General features: G+C 68.2%; 13 protein-coding genes and 1 pseudogene. 8 read left to right on the plus strand and 6 right to left on the minus strand.

From position 1 onward, the window contains the following. Positions 1-8: 8 nt before the first annotated feature. The 4 genes and pseudogenes from OG496_RS40145 to OG496_RS40160 form a co-directional block, all read right to left on the minus strand. A pseudogene (locus OG496_RS40145) lies at positions 9-920 on the minus strand (trypsin-like serine peptidase); the annotation flags it as partial. 32 nt (positions 921-952) lie between these two features. Then, a protein-coding gene (locus OG496_RS40150) for an IS3 family transposase (protein ID WP_405974334.1) occupies positions 953-2115 on the minus strand; the annotation gives its coding sequence in 2 pieces (ribosomal slippage) (positions 953-1828 and positions 1831-2115; 1161 coding nt in all). Positions 2116-2154: 39 nt separating this feature from the next. After that, positions 2155-2472, minus strand: coding sequence for a hypothetical protein (locus OG496_RS40155; protein WP_405974335.1), 318 nt, complete (start codon positions 2470-2472; stop codon positions 2155-2157). A 197-nt stretch (positions 2473-2669) separates the two neighbouring features. Further along, a complete protein-coding gene (locus tag OG496_RS40160) occupies positions 2670-3899 on the minus strand; it encodes a trypsin-like serine peptidase (RefSeq protein ID WP_405974336.1) in 1230 nt (409 codons plus the stop codon). Positions 3900-4417: 518 nt separating this feature from the next. On the opposite strand from OG496_RS40160, the gene OG496_RS40165 reads away from it, so the two are divergent. The 3 genes from OG496_RS40165 (at position 4418) to OG496_RS40175 (ending at position 10233) form a co-directional block, all read left to right on the plus strand. Beyond that, the gene (locus OG496_RS40165) at positions 4418-6643 is read left to right on the plus strand and encodes an IucA/IucC family protein (RefSeq protein WP_405974337.1); all 2226 of its coding nucleotides are present in this window, start codon (positions 4418-4420) and stop codon (positions 6641-6643) included. Positions 6644-6845: 202 nt separating this feature from the next. Beyond that, entirely contained in the window at positions 6846-7754 is a 909-nt protein-coding gene (locus tag OG496_RS40170; protein WP_405974338.1) for a GNAT family N-acetyltransferase, read from the plus strand. Positions 7755-8229: 475 nt separating this feature from the next. Continuing rightward, positions 8230-10233 (plus strand): ATP-dependent DNA helicase, encoded by a 2004-nt coding sequence (locus tag OG496_RS40175; protein ID WP_405974339.1) that lies wholly within the window; start codon positions 8230-8232, stop codon positions 10231-10233. Positions 10234-10407: 174 nt separating this feature from the next. Here OG496_RS40175 and lexA read toward each other — a convergent pair whose 3' ends face one another. After that, on the minus strand, positions 10408-11187 hold the full coding sequence (gene lexA / locus OG496_RS40180; RefSeq protein ID WP_366493388.1) for a transcriptional repressor LexA: 780 nt from the start codon (positions 11185-11187) through the stop codon (positions 10408-10410). A 565-nt stretch (positions 11188-11752) separates the two neighbouring features. On the opposite strand from lexA, the gene nrdR reads away from it, so the two are divergent. The 3 genes from nrdR (at position 11753) to OG496_RS40195 (ending at position 16229) form a co-directional block, all read left to right on the plus strand. Further along, positions 11753-12304: a transcriptional regulator NrdR gene (gene nrdR / locus OG496_RS40185; RefSeq protein WP_399396853.1), complete on the plus strand. Its 552-nt coding sequence runs from the start codon at positions 11753-11755 to the stop codon at positions 12302-12304. A 164-nt stretch (positions 12305-12468) separates the two neighbouring features. After that, a complete protein-coding gene (locus OG496_RS40190) occupies positions 12469-15363 on the plus strand; it encodes a vitamin B12-dependent ribonucleotide reductase (RefSeq protein WP_405974340.1) in 2895 nt (964 codons plus the stop codon). Between the two features lie 170 nt (positions 15364-15533). After that, positions 15534-16229, plus strand: a complete 696-nt coding sequence (locus OG496_RS40195; RefSeq protein WP_405974341.1) for a DUF6215 domain-containing protein — start codon at positions 15534-15536, stop codon at positions 16227-16229. Positions 16230-16248: 19 nt separating this feature from the next. Here the strand turns inward: OG496_RS40195 and OG496_RS40200 are convergent, their stop codons facing one another. Next, positions 16249-16782, minus strand: coding sequence for a TerD family protein (locus tag OG496_RS40200; RefSeq protein WP_366493384.1), 534 nt, complete (start codon positions 16780-16782; stop codon positions 16249-16251). Positions 16783-16937: 155 nt separating this feature from the next. On the opposite strand from OG496_RS40200, the gene OG496_RS40205 reads away from it, so the two are divergent. Then, on the plus strand, positions 16938-17543 hold the full coding sequence (locus OG496_RS40205; RefSeq protein WP_366493383.1) for a YdbC family protein: 606 nt from the start codon (positions 16938-16940) through the stop codon (positions 17541-17543). 140 nt (positions 17544-17683) lie between these two features. After that, positions 17684-18343, plus strand: coding sequence for a histidine phosphatase family protein (locus OG496_RS40210; protein ID WP_366493382.1), 660 nt, complete (start codon positions 17684-17686; stop codon positions 18341-18343). Positions 18344-18351: the final 8 nt, after the last annotated feature.

The raw sequence follows: 18351 nt of genomic DNA on the forward strand, positions 1-18351 counted from the left end.
TGTGCCGGTCACTGACCGCCGTACGTCCTGCTCATGTTCTCGTAGAGCGACTCTGCGGTGGCGCCGAGCTGGGGGCCCGCGAGCCAGGTGTTGTCGGACGGGCCGATCGAGGTGTTGGAGACCAGCTCCGTCCTGCCGTCCACCACGCGGAACCAGCCGCCACCGGACGAGCCGCCGGTCATCGTGCAGCCGATGCGGTACATCGTCGGCAGGGCCGTGCTCAGCGACAACCGGCCGGGCCGGTCGAGGCACTTGAACATCTTCAGCCCGCTGTACGGCGGCGCGGCCGGGTAGCCCCAGGCGCCCATCGAGCCGACCTCGGTCGCGGAGGGCGCCGAGAAGTCGACGTCGAGCGCGGCGCCGACCGTCTCCTCAAGGGACTTGGAACCCGACTGCGGCTTCACATGAAGGATCGCGTAGTCGTACGCGGCTCCCGCGCCGCCCGTCTCCGAGCCGCCCTGGATCCACTGGTTCGAGGTCGAGGCCCAGTCCGCCCACCACTGGCCGTAGGGAGCGATCTCGGACGCCGAGGCGTTGCCCAGCTGGGAGGCGGACTCGCCGAGGTCGTTGTACGAGGGCACGAACTCGATGTTGCGGTACCAGCCGCCGCCCTTGCCCGCGTGGACGCAATGGCCCGCCGTCCACACGAGGTTGGACTTGCCGGGGTGGTTGACGTCCTTGACGACCGTGCCGGAGCAGACCATCGAGCCCTCGGGGGAGTCGAAGAAGACCTTCCCGACCGGGGCCGCGTTCTGGTGGTACGGCGTCTTCTCGGCCGCGGCCTCGACGGGCGTCGGCTCCGGGTCGCTGACGCCCTGGTCGGCGGCGGCGTCCTTCGTGGAGACCGTCTTGTTGGCCTCCTCGGCGGACTTCATCCGCTCGGGCTTCCAGAGCCCCTTGATCACCGGGTTCACGAAGTCGGGTCTGGTGCAGGTTTGGGTGACAGGTTCGGTCACGCGGCCTGGAGGGCCGGTGTGGTCATGACGGTCTCGAATTCGATGGGGGTCAGGCGGCCGAGTGCGGCTTGTCTGCGGCGCCGGTGGTAGGTCCTCTCGATCCAGGTCACGATCGCGATGCGCAGTTCCTCGCGGGTGGCCCACGATCGGCGGTCGAGGACGTTCTTCTGCAGCAGGCTGAAGAAGGACTCCATGGCCGCGTTGTCGCCTGCCGCGCCGACCCTCCCTATCGAGCCGGCCATCCGGTGGTGGTCGAGGGCCCGGACGAACTTCCGGGAGCGGAACTGCGATCCGCGATCGCTGTGCAGAATGCACCCGTCGACGTGTCCACGCCGGGCAACGGCGTTGTTGAGGGCTGTGACGGCCAGGCGGGACTTCATCCGCGTGTCGATCGAGTAGCCGACGATCCTCCTGCTGAAGACGTCCTTGATCGCGCAGAGATACAACTTGCCTTCGGCGGTGGCGTGTTCGGTGATGTCGGTGAGCCACAACCGGTTCGGGCCATCCGCGGTGAAGTCACGGCGGACCAGGTCGTCGTGCACCGGCGGGCCGGCCTTCTTGGTAGTGCCGCGCTTCTTGCCGAACACGCTCCACCAGTTGTTGTCCCGGCAGATCCGCCACGCGGTCCGGTCGGCCATGCCGGATCCCGCACTGCGGGCTTCGTCGGCCAGGAACCGGTAGCCGAACTCCGGATCCTCGCGGTGGGCGTCGAACAACGCGTTCGCGCGTGAGGCTTGCTCGAACTCGGCATCGGTCACGGGACGTTCGAGCCAGCGGTAGTAGGGCTGGCGGGCGAGTTTCAGGACCCTGCACGTGACCGTGACGGGAATTCCGCCCGTGGCCAGCTCTTTCACGAGCGGGTAGACCCTTTTCCCGGCAGATGAGCCTGCGACAGGTAGGCCGCGGCCCGGCGCAGGACCTCGTTCTCCTGCTCCAGCAACTTGATCCGCCGACGCGCTTCCCGTAGTTCCGCGTTGTCCTGGCTGGTCGTTCCGGGCTTGGTCCCGTCGTCGATGTCCGCGCGGCGCATCCATTTCCACAGCGTCATCGCGTGCACTCCGAAGTCGGCGGCCACCTGCTCGACCGTCACGCCCGGGCCGCGGTTCCTCGCGACCCGCACGACGTCCTCGCGGAACTCTTGCGGATAAGGCTTGGGCACAGCGACATCCTTCCCACCCGCCCCACAGGGCAAGCCAGTTCAGATGTCACCCGATCGTGCAGCAGACCCGTCCTTGGCCTCACTGAGCCACTTGTCCTTGTCCCAGTTCTTCCAGCCGCCGTCCGCCCACTTGTCCACGTCGACGCCGTGCTCCTTGAGCTTGTCGGCGACGGACGACGGAATCCGGACCTTGTCCTGGCCGGAGGCCTGAGTGGCGGTGGCGGCGGGCTTGTCGCTCGCAGAGTCGTCGCCGTTGCAGGCGGTCGCGGTGAGCGACAGGGCCGCGACGAGGCCGACGGCGGCCAGGCCGGTGTGCCGCCCGCCCCGGGACGACGCGGGCGTACGTGTGGAACGCATGGTGCGATAACCCCCGTGGAAACTGCTGACCTTCTCCTGCTGACTACTTCTGATCGCGCACTACTGACCGTGCACTGCCGGTCGTTCGGCGACACCCCACTATGCCGGGGGAGTTGGGGACGAACGCCGGTGAGGCGCTGAGGTTCCTGTGAGACACCCCGCCGACGTCTGGCCCCCGACTGTGCCTGCCGCCGCGCCTACTGGCCGGCGAACTTCTTGCTGACCGAGTCGTACACACCCTTGGCCACGTCACCCAGCCGCGGACCCGCCAGCCAGCCCGAAGTCACCGGCCCGATCGAGGTGTTGGACACCAGCGACGGCTTGCCGTCGGAGCCCGTCTCGACCCAGCCGCCACCGGACGAACCGCCGGTCATGCTGCAGCCGATGCGGTACATCGTCGGGTCCGAGGCGTTGATCGAAAGCCGCCCCGGCTTGTCCGTGCACTGATACAGCGTCGAACCGTCGTACGGCTTCGCCTCGGGGTAGCCGGTCGCCGTGATGCTGGACACCTTCGGCACGGCCGGCGCGCTGAAGTTCACCGGCAGCGCCGAACCGACCGTCTCCTCAAGGGACTTGCCCCCATTGCCCTTCTCGGGCGTCACATGGATCACGGCGTAGTCGTACGACGAACCCTGCCCGCCCGTCTCTCCGCCCTGGTCGATCCACTGCTGCGAGGTCTGCGCCCAGTCACCCCACCAGACACCGTACGGAGCGACCTGATCCCGGCTCGCCGTCTTCAACTGCCCGGTCTTCATACCCGCGTTGTTGTACGACGGCACGAACGCGATGTTGCGGTACCAGCCGCCCTTCTTGCCGGCGTGCACGCAATGGCCCGCCGTCCACACCAGGTTGGACTTGCCCAGGTGCGCCGGGTCCTCCACGACCGTCGCCGAGCAGACTATCGTGCCCTCGGGGGAGTCGAAGAACACCTTGCCCGCTGTCGCCGCGTTGGCGTGGTACGTGGGCGACACGGCCTTCGCGTTCACCACCGCGGGCGTCGGGTCGGTCACGCCCTGGTCACCGGAGATGTCGTTGGTGTCGACGCCCGTGTCCGGGTCGTTGGCGTCCCGCATCCGGCCGGAACTCCACAGCCCCTTGATGATCGGGTTGATGTAGTCGTCGGCCTCGCGCAGCCAGTCGTCCTTGTTCCAGTTCTTCCAGGCGCCGTCCTTCCACTTGTCGATGTCGATCCCGTGCTCTTTGAGCTTGTCCCTGATGTCGTCCGGGATCTTGATCTTGCCGTCACCGGTGTCACTACTGGTGGCGGACGCGGTGGACTTGCCATCGGCCTTCGTGTCACTGGAACCGCACGCGGTCGCGGTGAGCGCGAGCGCCGAAGCGAGGGCAACTGCGGCCAGCACGGGGGAGGTTCCGCGACGCGCGCCCCTCCCCCGACGGGTAGTGAAGGACGGCCGTATCGATCGCATGGTCTTGACTCCCCCTGGGTGAACGGATGTTGCGCTTCCAGCTGTGTTCTCAGCCGGAACGGCACCACACACTATGCGCTCGCTGTGGGGGACTTCCCACGGGACGGCAACGGTTCCGTCACGGCAAGGATCTTGGGGCGACCCGTAACTCCGTGGGCGGTCCGGGGTTGGTAGCGAGGGGGCCTGCTGTCGACGCGCGGTGCCCTTCGCTTGTGTGGGCCGGTTTGGCGGTGTGTCTGCGGTGGGGCGGGAGAGTGGCCTTGAGTCGTCGGTCGGTGGGCGGGCGGTACGAGAGCGTCCTGCGGAACTGCATCGGTACATCGACTGGCCTGCGCCGGTACGCCGACCGGTCGCCGCCGGTGCGTCGAGGTGACTGCTCCGGAGGGCGGAGCGCCATCGGACACCAACTCCGCTGATCTGCAGCACCAGTTGCAGAGCGCCCAAGATCAACGCTCGCCAGAACACGGGGACTTGACCCCACGCGATTCCCACTCAGAAACACCTCCCGAGGAACAGTCTTGAACTCCACGCCCACCTCTGACGGCCACTCCCACACGGCGAGCCCTCGACACACGCAGACCCTGCCGTCGGCGTCGGCCGAGTCCGTTCCCCGGCAGCAGCCCCGAAGCCCAGAAGTGGGTCAGCCGCGCGGCGCAACCGCCGACCTCCTGGAGCACCCCGACCCCCACATCGCCGCCCAGGCCGCAGCCGTCGAGAACCTCCTGCGCTGCTGGGTACGCGAAACGAACCTCCCCGCCCCCACCAACGGCACCCTCCACATTCCCCTCCCCGCCAGCGGCACGGCCCTGCACGCCCAGGTCCACTACTGGTCCCCGACGGGCTGGCACCGCTTCGGCCTTCCGTACCTGTCCTACGCTCCCCACGGCGCGCCACCCGCCGACGCTGTGACGGTCGCGGCGTTGCTCGCCAGGGAGACGGTGGTGTGCGACAGCGCCTCGGTAGCTGGTGCTGACACGGCCTCCGTTACCTCTGCGGGAGCGGGGTCGCAGGGGCTCGGCCGTGGTGCCGGGGGCGCCGACGCATCGGTACTTCCCGGCGCCACCTCGGTTGCTGACGAGGCGGCGACAGCGGCAGCTACAAGAGCATCCGGCACGCCATCCGCAACACCATCCACAACTGCACCCGAAACCGTGACCGACCTGGTGGCCCGTGTAGCCGACTCCGTCCGCCGTACCGTCACCTTCATCACCGACCGCCGTGCGCACCCGGCCGACGGTCCCGATCTCTTCCTCTCCGCCGAACAGGCACTCCTGCTCGGGCACCCGTTGCACCCGACCCCGAAGAGCCGCGAGGGCCTCTCCGAGACCGAAGCCCGCCTGTACTCACCGGAGTTGCGTGGCGCCTTCCCGCTGCACTGGCTGGCTGTCGCCCCTTCCGTGCTCGCCACCGACTCGGCCTGGACCGAACGCGGCCGACCTGTCCCCGCCGCCCACCTCACGGCCCGACTCGCCAGCTCTGAACTGCCGTTGCCCGAGGGCCATGCCGCTCTTCCCCTTCACCCGTGGCAGTGGCGCGAGATCCAACACCGAGCCGATATCGCGGCCTTGCTCGACGCCGGCCTGATCCAGGACCTCGGCACCCATGGCGCCCCGTGGCACCCCACCTCCTCCGTACGAACCGTCCACCAATCCGGCGCCCCCGCCATGCTCAAGCTGTCCCTGGGTCTCCGCATCACCAACTCCCGCCGTGAGAACCTCCGTAAGGAACTCCACCGCGGCGTCGAGGTACACCGCCTGCTGCGCACCGGCCTGTCCCAGCAATGGCATGCCGCCCACCCTGGCTTCGACATCGTCCGCGATCCGGCCTGGCTGGCCGTCGACGCGTTGGACGAGTGCGGCGCCGACTCGAAGGAGCGTGGCGCAGACGAGTGCGGTGCTGATCGAGCCGGCCATGGCGAGCGGGATGCCCGTGTGCCCTTGGCCGGAATCGACGTGGTGATCCGGCACAACCCGTTCAGCGCGTCCGACGATGTGTCCTGCATCGCCGGGCTCGTCGCACTCCGGCCGTACGCCGGGCGGAGCACCACCGTTGGCGGACCGGTGACAACCTCGCACACCAGCCACACCAGCCACACCAGCCACTCCACGTTTGGCGCACCGCTTTTGCGGTCCCGTCTGGCCGAGGTCGTCACGGGCCTCGCCGCCCGAACCGGCCGGTCGCGTGGAGCAGTCGCCGCCGAGTGGTTCCTGCGCTACCTGGAGCAGGTCGTCCGTCCCGTGCTGTGGCTGGACAGCGAGGCGGGGATCGCCCTGGAGGCGCACCAGCAGAACACCCTGCTTCTCCTGGACGGCGAAGGTTGGCCCGTGGGTGGCCGTTACCGCGACAACCAGGGCTACTACTTCCGTGCGTCCCGGCGCGCGGAGCTTGACGCCCGGCTGCCCGGCATCGGCGAACACAGCGACACCTTCGTCTCCGACGAGGTCACCGACGAACGCTTCGCGTACTACCTCGCGATCAACAACGTGCTCGGTCTCATCGGAGCGTTCGGTTCGCAACGTCTCGCCGACGAGCGGCTGTTGCTCTCCGCCTTCCGCCGCTTCCTCGGCGACGTGGCCTCCGGTCCCGCCCGGCTGCGCACCTCCCTGCCGGCCCGCCTGCTCGACTCACCCGTCCTGCGCTGCAAGGCCAACCTGCTGACCCGGCTGCACGGCCTCGACGAACTCGTCGGCCCGGTCGACACCCAGTCCGTCTACGTCACCATCGCGAATCCCCTTCGTTCCTGACCGTCACCGTCACCGTCACCGTCACCGTCACCGTCACCGTCACCGTCACCGTCACCCGTTTCGAATGCCACCAGCTTCTTCCGACTTCGAGCGGCACCCACCCCCTTCAATCCCGACCACTACCAATCAACCGCCGACCCCCGCCAACTCCCTTCGCCCCTGAGGAACATGACCCACCCCATCTCCTGAGAGGAGCGCCACCGTGCCTCCCACAGATGCGCGCGCCGACACTGCGACTGTCCCCGGCACAGACCTAGGCATCAGCACGACTGCGAGCCAGAGTTCAGGCACGGACGGCGAGGACACCCTCGACCTCCGCCTGCCCGAGGAATTCATCGCGCTCTGCGCCGAGGTAGAGACAGCTGACCCGGCAGCCCACGGCGCGGTAGCCCACGCCATCGGGCTACGGAACCCGTCGGAGGGCACGGAAGGCACGGCCCTGCCCAACCCCGCCGTCCAGCCCAACACCGCTGTTCCTGCCGACGTAGACGACCGACCTACCTCTGGCTTCTCGCCCAACTCCTATGCCCCTCCCGGCGACGACCTCCTCGACCGCGTCGCCGACTGGGGCCCGACCCACACCCCCGCGGGTACCTTCCACCTCCTCCCCGTCCACATCGAACGCGACCTTCCGCTGATCACTCGCTGGATGAACGACCCCGCTGTCGCGGAGTTCTGGGAACTGGCCGGCCCTCAGGCGCTGACCGAGGACCACCTGCGCGCCCAACTCACCGGTGACGGACGCAGCGTTCTTTGTCTCGGCGTGCTGGACGGCACCCCGATGAGCTATTGGGAGATCTACCGGGCGGACCTCGACCCATTGGCACGCCATTACCCGGCCCGACCGCACGACACCGGCATCCACCTCCTTATCGGCAACGCCACCGACCGAGGACGAGGACGAGGCGGCACCCTCCTCCGGGCCGTCGCCGACCTCGTACTGGACAAGCGGTCCGCCTGCGCCCGCATCGTCGCGGAACCCGACATTCGCAACACCTCTTCCGTAGCCGCTTTTCTGGGCGCCGGTTTCCGGTTCTCCGCCGAGGTCGACCTGCCTGGCAAGCGGGCCGCCCTCATGGTCCGAGACCGTTCCTTGCGTGATCTGTTGTAGCGCCACGTGGCAGCGCCATCACTTTTGGTACACCGCTCGGCCGGATCGGGTTCCCACTCCCTCGAATCGGATTCCGACCCCCACGCCTCGACGGCCCGACCCCACCGACCGCACTCACCGCCCGAACCCACCCCGAACCGACCGGCCCCCGAACAATCCGACCCCACCCTGCCGAACCAATCCCAGCTCCCCGAACTAACCCCAGCCTCCCCCGAACCAACCCCAGCCCCCGAACCGATCCGACCCCCAACAACCCGAGCCCACCTCGAACCGAACCAGCCCCAACCCGCACACGGTCCGCCCCCGAACCAACCCCCTCCGCCCCGAATCGATCTCCACCTGCCCCGACCCGAACCGACCCGATCCCCATCCGAACAAAACCCACCCCCACCCAAACGCCCCACGGTCTAGATCCACCCCCTCCCTCCGCCTTGATCGCCCGGCTGTCAGTCCCGCCCCGTAGGCTGGTCGCGCTATGACGAAGCCCTCACTCCCTGAACTCCTGCATGCTGCCGTCACTGCCGTCGGCGGTTCGGAGCGCCCCGGCCAGGTGACCATGGCCGAAGCCGTCGCGGAGGCGATCGACGACGGCTCCCATCTGCTGGTCCAGGCCGGCACCGGCACCGGAAAGTCGCTCGGCTACCTCGTGCCCGCGCTCGCGCACGGGGAGCGTGTGGTCGTAGCGACCGCCACCCTCGCGCTCCAGCGCCAGCTCGTGGAGCGCGACCTGCCGCGCACGGTCGACGCGCTGCATCCGCTGCTGCGTCGCCGCCCCCAGTACGCGATGCTCAAGGGTCGGTCGAACTACCTGTGTCTGCACCGGCTCCACGAGGGCATGCCGCAGGACGAGGAGGAGGGTCTCTTCGACCAGTTCGAGGCGGCTGCTCCCACCAGCAAGCTGGGCCAGGACCTGCTGCGGCTGCGCGACTGGACGGACGAGACCGAGACCGGCGATCGGGACGACCTCACACCCGGAGTCTCCGACCGCGCGTGGGCGCAGATCTCGGTGTCCTCCCGTGAGTGCCTGGGCGCCCAGAAGTGCGCTTACGGAGCGGAGTGTTTCGCAGAGGCGGCCCGCGAGCGGGCCAAGCTCGCCGACGTCGTCGTCACGAACCACGCACTGCTCGCGATCGACGCCATCGAAGGCGCCCCCGTTCTCCCGCAGCACGAAGTGCTGATCGTCGACGAGGCGCATGAACTGGTCTCCCGGGTCACCGGAGTTGCCACCGGCGAGCTCACCCCGGGTCAGGTCAACCGCGCCGTGCGCCGGGCCGCGAAGCTGGTCAACGAGAAGGCCGCCGACCAGCTCCAGACCGCCGCTGAGGGCTTCGAGCGGCTGATGGAGCTCGCCCTGCCGGGCCGCCTGGAGGAGATCCCGGAGGACCTCGGTTACGCCCTCATGGCGCTGCGCGACGCCTGCCGTACGGTGATCTCCGCGATCGGTGCCACCCGCGACAAGTCCGTGCAGGACGAGGACGCGGTCCGCAAGCAGGCGCTGGCCTCCGTAGAGGCCGTACACGACGTGTCGGAGCGCATCACCAACGGCTCCGAGTGGGACGTCGTCTGGTACGAACGCCACGACCGCTTCGGTGCCTCCCTGCGCGTCGCCCCCATGTCCGTGTCGGGCCTCCTGAGGGAGAAGCTCTTCACGGACCGCTCGGTGACCCTGACCTCCGCGACGCTGAAGCTCGGCGGCGACTTCAACGGCGTAGGCGCCTCCCTGGGCCTCGCCCCCGAGGGCACCGCGGGCGAAGAGCTGCCGCAGTGGAAGGGCGTCGACGTGGGCTCGCCCTTCGACTACCCGAAGCAGGGCATCCTGTACGTCGCCAAACACCTCGCGCGCCCCGCGCGGGACGGCGATCGCGCCGACATGCTGGACGAGTTGACGGAGTTGATCCAGGCGGCCGGCGGTCGCACCCTGGGCCTCTTCTCCTCGATGCGGGGCGCCCAACTCGCCGCCGAGGAGCTGCGCTCCCGCATCCCCGAGTACCCGATCCTGCTCCAGGGCGAGGAGACGCTCGGCGAGCTGATCAAGAACTTCGCGGCCGACCCGAAGACCTGTCTTTTCGGCACGCTGTCGCTCTGGCAGGGCGTCGACGTCCCCGGAGCCAGCTGTCAGCTCGTCGTCATGGACAAGATCCCGTTCCCGCGCCCGGACGACCCGCTGATGAGCGCCCGCCAGAAGGCAGTTGAGGACGCCGGGGGCAACGGCTTCATGGCGGTGGCCGCCACACACGCGGCGCTCCTCATGGCCCAGGGAGCCGGCCGTCTCGTCCGCGCGTCGGGGGACCGAGGCGTGGTCGCCGTCCTCGATCAGCGGCTCGCAACCGCCCGCTACGGCAGCTATCTCAAGGCGTCACTGCCCGACTTCTGGTACACCACGGACCGCAACCAGGCCCGGAGGTCGCTGTCCGCGATCGACGCGAAGGCGAAGGAGATCGACGCGAAGGCGGAGCAGGAGGAAGCCGAAGCGGAGTGATCCGGGCGGCAGTGTCGGCCCGGGCGATCCGGGCCAACACAGGATCGACGACCGGCACCGGATCGACGACCGACCGCCACCGGGGCCTGGACAGCACAGGACCCCGGAACCGGCGCAGGGGTCCCGGGGTCCGGTCAGGGGGCCGGGCCGATGAGGCCCCGCCCGCCGCAGCCGTCACACGCGCCGCAGCACTGCCACCACCTTGCCGAGGATCGTCGCGTCATCGCCGGGGATGGGCTCGTAGGCGGAGTTGTGCGGGAGGAGCCAGACGTGGCCGTCCTCGCGCTTGAAGCGCTTGACGGTGGCCTCGCCCTCCAGCATGGCGGCCACGATGTCACCGTTCTCGGCGACCGGCTGGCGGCGCACGGTGACCCAGTCGCCGTCGCAGATCGCGGCCTCGATCATCGAGTCACCGACGACCTTGAGGACGAACAGCTCACCGTCACCGACCAGTTGGCGGGGGAGGGGGAAGACGTCCTCGACCGACTCCTCGGCGAGGATCGGGCCACCGGCGGCGATCCGGCCCACCAAGGGGACGTACGACGCGGCGGGTTTGCCCGCGGTGTCCGTGGGCTGCACCGACGAGGACTGGTCGCTGCCGCGGACCTCGTACGCGCGCGGGCGGTGCGGGTCGCGGCGCAGGAAGCCCTTGCGCTCCAGTGCCATCAGCTGGTGTGCGACCGAGGACGTGCTGGACAGGCCCACGGCCTGGCCGATCTCGCGCATCGACGGTGGGTAGCCCCGTCGCTGCACCGAGTCCCTGATGACCTCGATCACCCGGCGCTGCCGGTCCGTGAGCCCCGAGCTGTCCGCCCGGATACCGGGAGGTCGGCCCGGCAGGGAGCGCTTCTGTCCCTCGGGATTCGCGGCTTCGTTCATTGCATGCACCGGCTCGAGTCGGCCCTGGGAGCGATCCTGGGCAGTGATGGTGGCACTGTCTGCGGTGGTGGTCACGTCGGCCCCTCTCGATGGTCTCCCTGCTGGACAACGGTAGTTGCTTTCGAAAGGTTGCGCCAAACACACGTTCGAGTGAAAAAGTGCAGATAGCCTGTCGCGATCATGCGTCTGGGTGTATGGCTAACGCGGCACCTGGCGGACAAAAGAGCTCATTGTTGTACTCTTCGCCGCCGTGGTGGTGACCTTGTGAGTTGTCGCCTCAGTCTGCCACCCGGTGTCCAGGCAGTCGGGGGCCGGTCCCGTTCTGTGCGGGAGCCCCACGCCTCCTCCGTGCCGCGCTCACGGTATCTCCGTAAGTGGCCTGGCGGTACGGCTGTGCGCCAGCGTGTTCGGGGTGGCGGGACGGTCGTATGGCACATGCCAATGCGGGCGCGACACGCGCGTACGGCGTGTTTGTGTGAGCCAATCACCACATCTAGTGGTTGGATTGCGGCAGCAGCCCAGAAGTTGTGGTCCCCCGGGTCTCCAGAGTCTCGGTCATCGCCTATGCTTGGGGCTGCTTCGAGAGGCCCAAGGGGTCTCACGAGGCTATTGAGTCTGCTGCGAGGGAGGGTTGGAGACCATGCACTGCCCCTTCTGCAGGCACCCCGACAGCCGTGTCGTCGACAGCCGTACGACCGATGACGGCACGTCGATCCGCCGGCGCCGCCAGTGCCCTGACTGCTCCCGTCGTTTCACGACCGTGGAGACGTGCTCGCTCATGGTGGTCAAGCGGTCCGGGGTCACCGAGCCTTTCAGCCGTACCAAGGTCATCAACGGTGTGCGCAAGGCATGCCAGGGACGGCCTGTCACCGAGGACGCACTCGCCCAGCTCGGCCAGCGGGTCGAAGAAGCGGTGCGAGCCACCGGAAGCGCCGAACTGACCACCCATGACGTCGGGCTGGCCATACTCGGCCCGTTGCAGGAGCTAGACCTCGTCGCCTATCTGCGATTCGCCTCCGTCTACAGGGCGTTCAACTCCCTTGAGGACTTCGAGGCCGCGATCGTGGAACTGCGCGAAGTGACCCCAGGCCCCGCCGCGGACGACGAAGACGCGGTATCGGGGAGCCAGGAAGACGACGGCGGGACCGGCGGGACTGTTCAGGTCCCCGTGCCCGCCCACTCCGCCGACTGACCGACGGGCCGGAACCGGGCGGAGACCCCGGGTCCGGCCGGGCGGCGGCGAACCAGGACTTGTTGCGGGGCCATGAGCTGTGGGCGCCCGCGGCATCAGACAAACACTCTGCCACGGGAACATCGTGGCATTTTCAGGCGTTTTTGCCTGTAGAGGGAGGCGGCATGACAGAGACGGCGAGCGGTCCGGCACGAGGTTCCCGCGCGAAGGGCACCAAGGCCACCAAGGGACTGCGCATCGAGCGTATTCACACCACCCCCGGCGTACACCCGTACGACGAGGTGGAGTGGGAGCGTCGTGACGTCGTCATGACCAACTGGCGCGACGGCTCGGTCAATTTCGAGCAGCGTGGCGTCGAGTTCCCCGCCGAGTGGGCGGTGAACGCGGTCAACATCGTCACCAGCAAGTACTTCCGCGGTGCCGTGGGCACCCCGCAGCGCGAGGTGAGCCTCAAGCAGCTCATCGACCGCATCGTGAAGACGTATCGGAAGGCCGGCGAGAACCACAAGTACTTCGCCTCGCCCGCCGACGCCGAGATCTTCGAGCACGAGCTGGCGTACGCCCTCCTGCACCAGGTCTTCAGCTTCAACAGCCCCGTCTGGTTCAACGTGGGCACCCCGCAGCCCCAGCAGGTCTCGGCCTGCTTCATCCTGGCCGTCGACGACTCCATGGAGTCCATCCTCGACTGGTACAAGGAAGAGGGCATGATCTTCAAGGGCGGTTCCGGCGCCGGCCTGAACCTGTCCCGCATCCGCTCCTCCAAGGAACTGCTCTCCTCCGGGGGCAACGCCTCGGGCCCGGTCTCCTTCATGCGCGGCGCCGACGCCTCCGCGGGAACCATCAAGTCCGGTGGCGCCACCCGCCGCGCGGCCAAGATGGTCATCCTGGACGTCGACCACCCCGACATCGAGGACTTCATCCAGACCAAGGTCAAGGAAGAGGAGAAGATCCGCGCCCTCCGTGACGCGGGCTTCGACATGGACCTGGGCGGCGACGACATCACGTCGGTGCAGTACCAGAACGCCAACAACTCGGTCCGTGTGAACGACACGTTCATGAAGGCCGTGGAGAACGGCGACAAGTTCGGCCTGACGTCCCGCATGACCGGCGAGGTCATCGAGGAGGTCGACGCCAAGCAGCTCTTCCGCAAGATGGCCGAGGCCGCCTGGGCCTGCGCCGACCCGGGCATCCAGTACGACGACACCATCAACCAGTGGCACACGTGCCCGGAGTCCGGCCGTATCAACGGCTCGAACCCGTGCAGCGAGTACATGCACCTGGACAACACGTCGTGCAACCTCGCCTCGCTGAACCTGATGAAGTTCCTGAAGGACGACGGCAAGGGCCTCCAGTCCTTCGAGGTCGAGCGCTTCGCCAAGGTCGTCGAGCTCGTCATCACCGCGATGGACATCTCCATCTGCTTCGCGGACTTCCCGACGCAGAAGATCGGCGAGAACACGCGCGCGTTCCGCCAGCTCGGCATCGGCTACGCCAACCTCGGCGCCCTGCTGATGGCGACCGGCCACGCGTACGACTCCGACGGCGGCCGTGCCCTCGCCGGTGCCATCACCTCCCTGATGACCGGCACGTCGTACAAGCGCTCCGCCGAACTCGCCGCGGTCGTCGGCCCGTACGACGGCTACGCCCGCAACGAGCAGCCGCACCTGCGCGTCATGAAGCAGCACGCCGACGCCAACGCCGTCGCCCCGCGCACGGACGACCTGGACACGCCCATCTGGGCCGCGGCCACGGAGTCCTGGCAGGACGTGCTGCGCCTCGGCGAGAAGAACGGTTTCCGTAACTCGCAGGCGTCCGTCATCGCCCCGACCGGCACCATCGGTCTCGCGATGTCCTGCGACACCACCGGACTTGAGCCCGACCTCGCCCTGGTCAAGTTCAAGAAGCTGGTCGGCGGCGGCTCGATGCAGATCGTCAACGGCACCGTCCCGCAGGCCCTGCGTCGCATGGGCTACCAGGAGGAGCAGATCGAGGCGATCGTCGCCCACATCGCCGACAACGGCAATGTGATCGACGCCCCGGGTCTCAAGCAGGAGCACTACGAGGTGTTCGACTGCGCCATGGGCGAGCGCTCCATCTCCGCGATGGGCCACGTCCGCATGATGGCCGCGATCCAGCCCTGGATCTCCGGCGCGCTCTCCAAGACGGTCAACCTGCCGGAGACGGCGACCGTCGCGGACGTCGAAGAGGTCTACTTCGAGGCGTGGAAGATGGGCGTCAAGGCGCTCGCGATCTACCGCGACAACTGCAAGGTCGGCCAGCCCCTCTCCGCGAAGACCAAGGAGAAGGAGAAGGTCGAGGTCACCGCCAAGGCCGAGGAGACCATCCGCACCGCGGTCGAGAAGGTCGTCGAGTACCGCCCCGTCCGCAAGCGTCTCCCCAAGGGCCGCCCGGGCATCACGACCTCCTTCACGGTCGGCGGCGCCGAGGGCTACATGACCGCCAACTCCTACCCGGACGACGGTCTCGGCGAGGTCTTCCTGAAGATGTCGAAGCAGGGCTCGACCCTCGCGGGCATGATGGACGCCTTCTCGATCGCGGTCTCCGTAGGCCTGCAGTACGGCGTGCCCCTGGAGACGTACGTCTCGAAGTTCACGAACATGCGCTTCGAGCCGGCCGGTATGACGGACGACCCGGACGTGCGGATGGCGCAGTCGATCGTCGACTACATCTTCCGTCGCCTGGCGCTCGACTTCCTGCCCTTCGAGACGCGCTCCGCGCTCGGCATCCACTCCGCCGAGGAGCGCCAGCGTCACCTGGAGACCGGTTCGTACGAGCCGACCGAGGACGAGGTCGACGTGGAGGGCTTGGCCCAGTCCGCGCCGCGCGCCCAGGAGCTGAAGGCCGTGGCTGCGCCGAAGGCCGTCGTCGAGGCGGCCAAGCCCGTCACGCAGCAGGCGCACACCAGCGCCGAGCTGGTGGAGATGCAGCTGGGCATCCAGGCCGACGCCCCGCTCTGCTTCTCCTGCGGTACGAAGATGCAGCGGGCCGGTTCCTGCTACATCTGCGAGGGGTGTGGCTCGACCAGCGGCTGCAGCTGATCAAGAGCACCTGCTTGAAGTGAACTAGCTGGTCAGGGCGGTGGATCCGGAAACTCGGCGCCACCGCCCTCAGCATGTCCCGGCCGGGGGCGAATCCGGTTTCCCAGCGGAACGATCAGCGGTTAATCTCCCTCGACGCGCATAGCGCGCGCACAGGGGAGGGTGGGGGCATGGTCGACAATTCCGTCGAGCCCGAAAGAGGTATGAGGGCGGGGGCCCAGGCAGTCGCGGCGGTGGTGGTGGTCGGGGGTGTCGTAGGCGGTATGTGGGGACTCGGGGAAGTCCTGCCGAACACGGCGCAGCAGGAGAGCAAACCGGCGACCTGCACGGCGAGCACGGACAAGACACTGCCGGCGAAGTACGTCTCGCCGGTGCAACTCTGCACGGCGCTGAACCGCACGGACCTTCCGGTGCTCCTGGGGACCCCGGACGAGCACGCGGAGACCGCCGGAGGCAGCGCGGGCTGGATGACGCTCGCCGGTGGCACCAAGATCGCCAGCCCCGAGGCCGACGTGGACCTGACGACCTATTCCGTACGGCTGTCGGCGTCCTACGACGACGTTCCCATCGCCGAGGCGGCCCGCTACGTGGATTCGACCTCACAGCTGAAGTCGGTCCTGGGCCATCCGGCCGTTCTCTACTCGGACCGGACCATCGCCATCAGCTTCAACCTCGGCGGAGGCAAGGCCAGTACGGGCCCTGGGGGCATCGCCCGCAGCCTGCTGGTCTCCACCAGCGGGAAGGACGGCGGCGACTCCTTCGAGATATCCATCTGGCGTCAGGACGACGTGCCGCCCGACGACGAGGCACTGTTCCGTATCGCCGAGGAGGTGCTGCCGACGGTCCCGGGCTGGACCGCCGGCTGACGCGCCGTCCGCGATGGGCTCAGGGCTGCTGCGCCCTGCCCATCGTCCTGGTGAAGGTCGCGGGGTCGTCCTCGAAGCCCCGGATGCCGGGATGGAAGTCCCAGCTTCCGGACTCGTCCCGGACGAACTCCCCGACCGTCGCCGCCGTAGCACCGAGGACGTCACCGAAGTCGTCCTCGGTGAGGACGGTGTACCCCTCGCGGATGCGCAGCTTCGGGTTGAGGACGTTGACGAACGTGCGGTGGGCGACCCGCTGTTGGATGACGACACCGACCACCACGCGCGCGTACCGGTCGGCCAGTCGGTCGAGCTCCAGGGTCATGACCTCGTCCCAGCCGAAGCCCTTGCCGTCCTTGCTGTCCCGGTTGAGATAGATGGTGCCGTCGGGCGAGCGGCTGTCGAAGTGCACCGCGTACGCGGGAGCGCCGTACAGATCGCCCGCCACATACGTGGTGGCGACGATGTCCAGATCGACGGGCGGCTGCCCGGTGGGACTCGGATCCCACTGGAGCCCGACTTCGGCCTTGCGGATCCCCTTGTTGAGGCCGTTCACCACAGTTCCCCTTCCCCGTTCGCCTCGATCGCGCGCCCCAACTACTGGGCGATCAGCGTTCGTTGTCCATCGTGCCACGCGCGCGGGGGCGCATGCGCCGACGATCTCAGCCGGAGCGTGACCGGCGCCACGCTCCGTGGCCTTACGATGGCGCGGTGCTGGTCAAGTGGATTCGCTGCACCGTGGTGGACCGCCGCGGCTTCGAGCGCGGGCAGCGAAAATGGGCGGGGCTTCTGGGGGAGCCGGGATTTCGGGGACAGGGGGGAGGCTGGAGCAGAGCGCGGCCAGGGGTGGCACACATTTTTGCGTTCTGGGAAAGCCGTGCCTTCTACGACTCCTTCATGGCCCGATCCCACGACCGGCTGGCGTCGGCCCAGGCGGGCACCTTCAAGGACGCGCAGGTCAAGCTGTTCGACCACCGCTTCGACGTGAAGACCGGCTTCGAACCGCGCTTCACCGACGCCGACCTGGTGCGGGTGGCCCTGTGCCGTGTCCACGAGGAGCGCGCCGAGCACTTCACGCTGATGCAGGAGAAGGTCTGGAACCCGGCGATGGCCGGTTCCCCCGGCATGCTCCGCGGGCTGTTCGGCGAGGCTCCGGGGCACGAGTTCATGGTGCTGTCGATGTGGCACTCGGCCGCCGAGCACGGCAAGTACCGCACCGAGCGGGTCGAGCGGCTCGCCCTGCGGGCCCAGATCGAGGCGGACATCGATTCCCTCACGGGGGACATCGTCCAACTGGAACCGTCCTGGACGGTTTGAAATCCGAACTGACGTCACCGGCGTCCCACTGTGTGAATCGTGCGCCCCTATGTGGCCGATCGGGCAGAATTCGTGTGACCTACGCCGTATGGAGCCCGTACGAGTGCTCGATATGCCGTCACTCGATCTAGGGTTTCGGCATGGCACGACCACGGCGCATCGTCCTTGTCCGGCACGGCGAGTCAACGGGCAATGTTGATGACACTGTGTACGAGCGTGAACCCGACCATTCCCTGGCGCTGACCGACCAGGGCTGGCAACAGGCGGAGGAGACCGGAAAGCGGTTGCGGGAGGTGTTCGGCCGCGAGCGCATCAGTGTGTACGTCTCCCCGTACCGCCGTACGCACGAGACCTTCCGCGCCTTCCACCTGGACCCCGACCTCGTCCGCGTGCGCGAGGAGCCCCGGCTGCGCGAACAGGACTGGGGGAACTGGCAGGACCGCGACGACGTACGCCTCCAGAAGGCGTACCGGGACGCGTACGGGCACTTCTTCTACCGCTTCGCCCAGGGCGAGTCCGGCGCGGACGTCTACGACCGGGTGGGCGGCTTCCTGGAGAGCCTGTACCGCAGTTTCGAGGCCCCTGACCACCCGCCGAACGTGCTCCTGGTGACCCACGGCCTGGCGATGCGGCTGTTCTGCATGCGCTGGTTCCACTGGACGGTCGCGGAGTTCGAGTCCCTGTCGAATCCGGGGAACGCAGAGATGCGGATGCTCGTTCTGGGAGACGACGGCAGGTACGCGCTGGACCGGCCGTTCGCCAGCTGGCGGGACCCGGAGCCGTACGGGATCACCGGATAGGGTGGCGG

Origin of the sequence: Streptomyces sp. NBC_00988, from assembly GCF_045162645.1 — a bacterium.
Lineage (GTDB): Bacteria > Actinomycetota > Actinomycetes > Streptomycetales > Streptomycetaceae > Streptomyces.

Bases quoted from the DNA above. Each gene is read 5' to 3' on its own strand.
- nrdR (WP_399396853.1), top strand. From the start codon at position 11,753: ATGCACTGCCCCTTCTGCAGGCACCCCGACAGCCGTGTCGTCGACAGC.
- OG496_RS40195 (WP_405974341.1), top strand. From the start codon at position 15,534: ATGGTCGACAATTCCGTCGAGCCCGAAAGAGGTATGAGGGCGGGGGCC.
- OG496_RS40160 (WP_405974336.1), bottom strand. From the start codon at position 3,899: ATGCGATCGATACGGCCGTCCTTCACTACCCGTCGGGGGAGGGGCGCG.
- OG496_RS40175 (WP_405974339.1), top strand. From the start codon at position 8,230: ATGACGAAGCCCTCACTCCCTGAACTCCTGCATGCTGCCGTCACTGCC.
- OG496_RS40210 (WP_366493382.1), top strand. From the start codon at position 17,684: ATGGCACGACCACGGCGCATCGTCCTTGTCCGGCACGGCGAGTCAACG.
- OG496_RS40155 (WP_405974335.1), bottom strand. From the start codon at position 2,472: ATGCGTTCCACACGTACGCCCGCGTCGTCCCGGGGCGGGCGGCACACC.
- OG496_RS40190 (WP_405974340.1), top strand. From the start codon at position 12,469: ATGACAGAGACGGCGAGCGGTCCGGCACGAGGTTCCCGCGCGAAGGGC.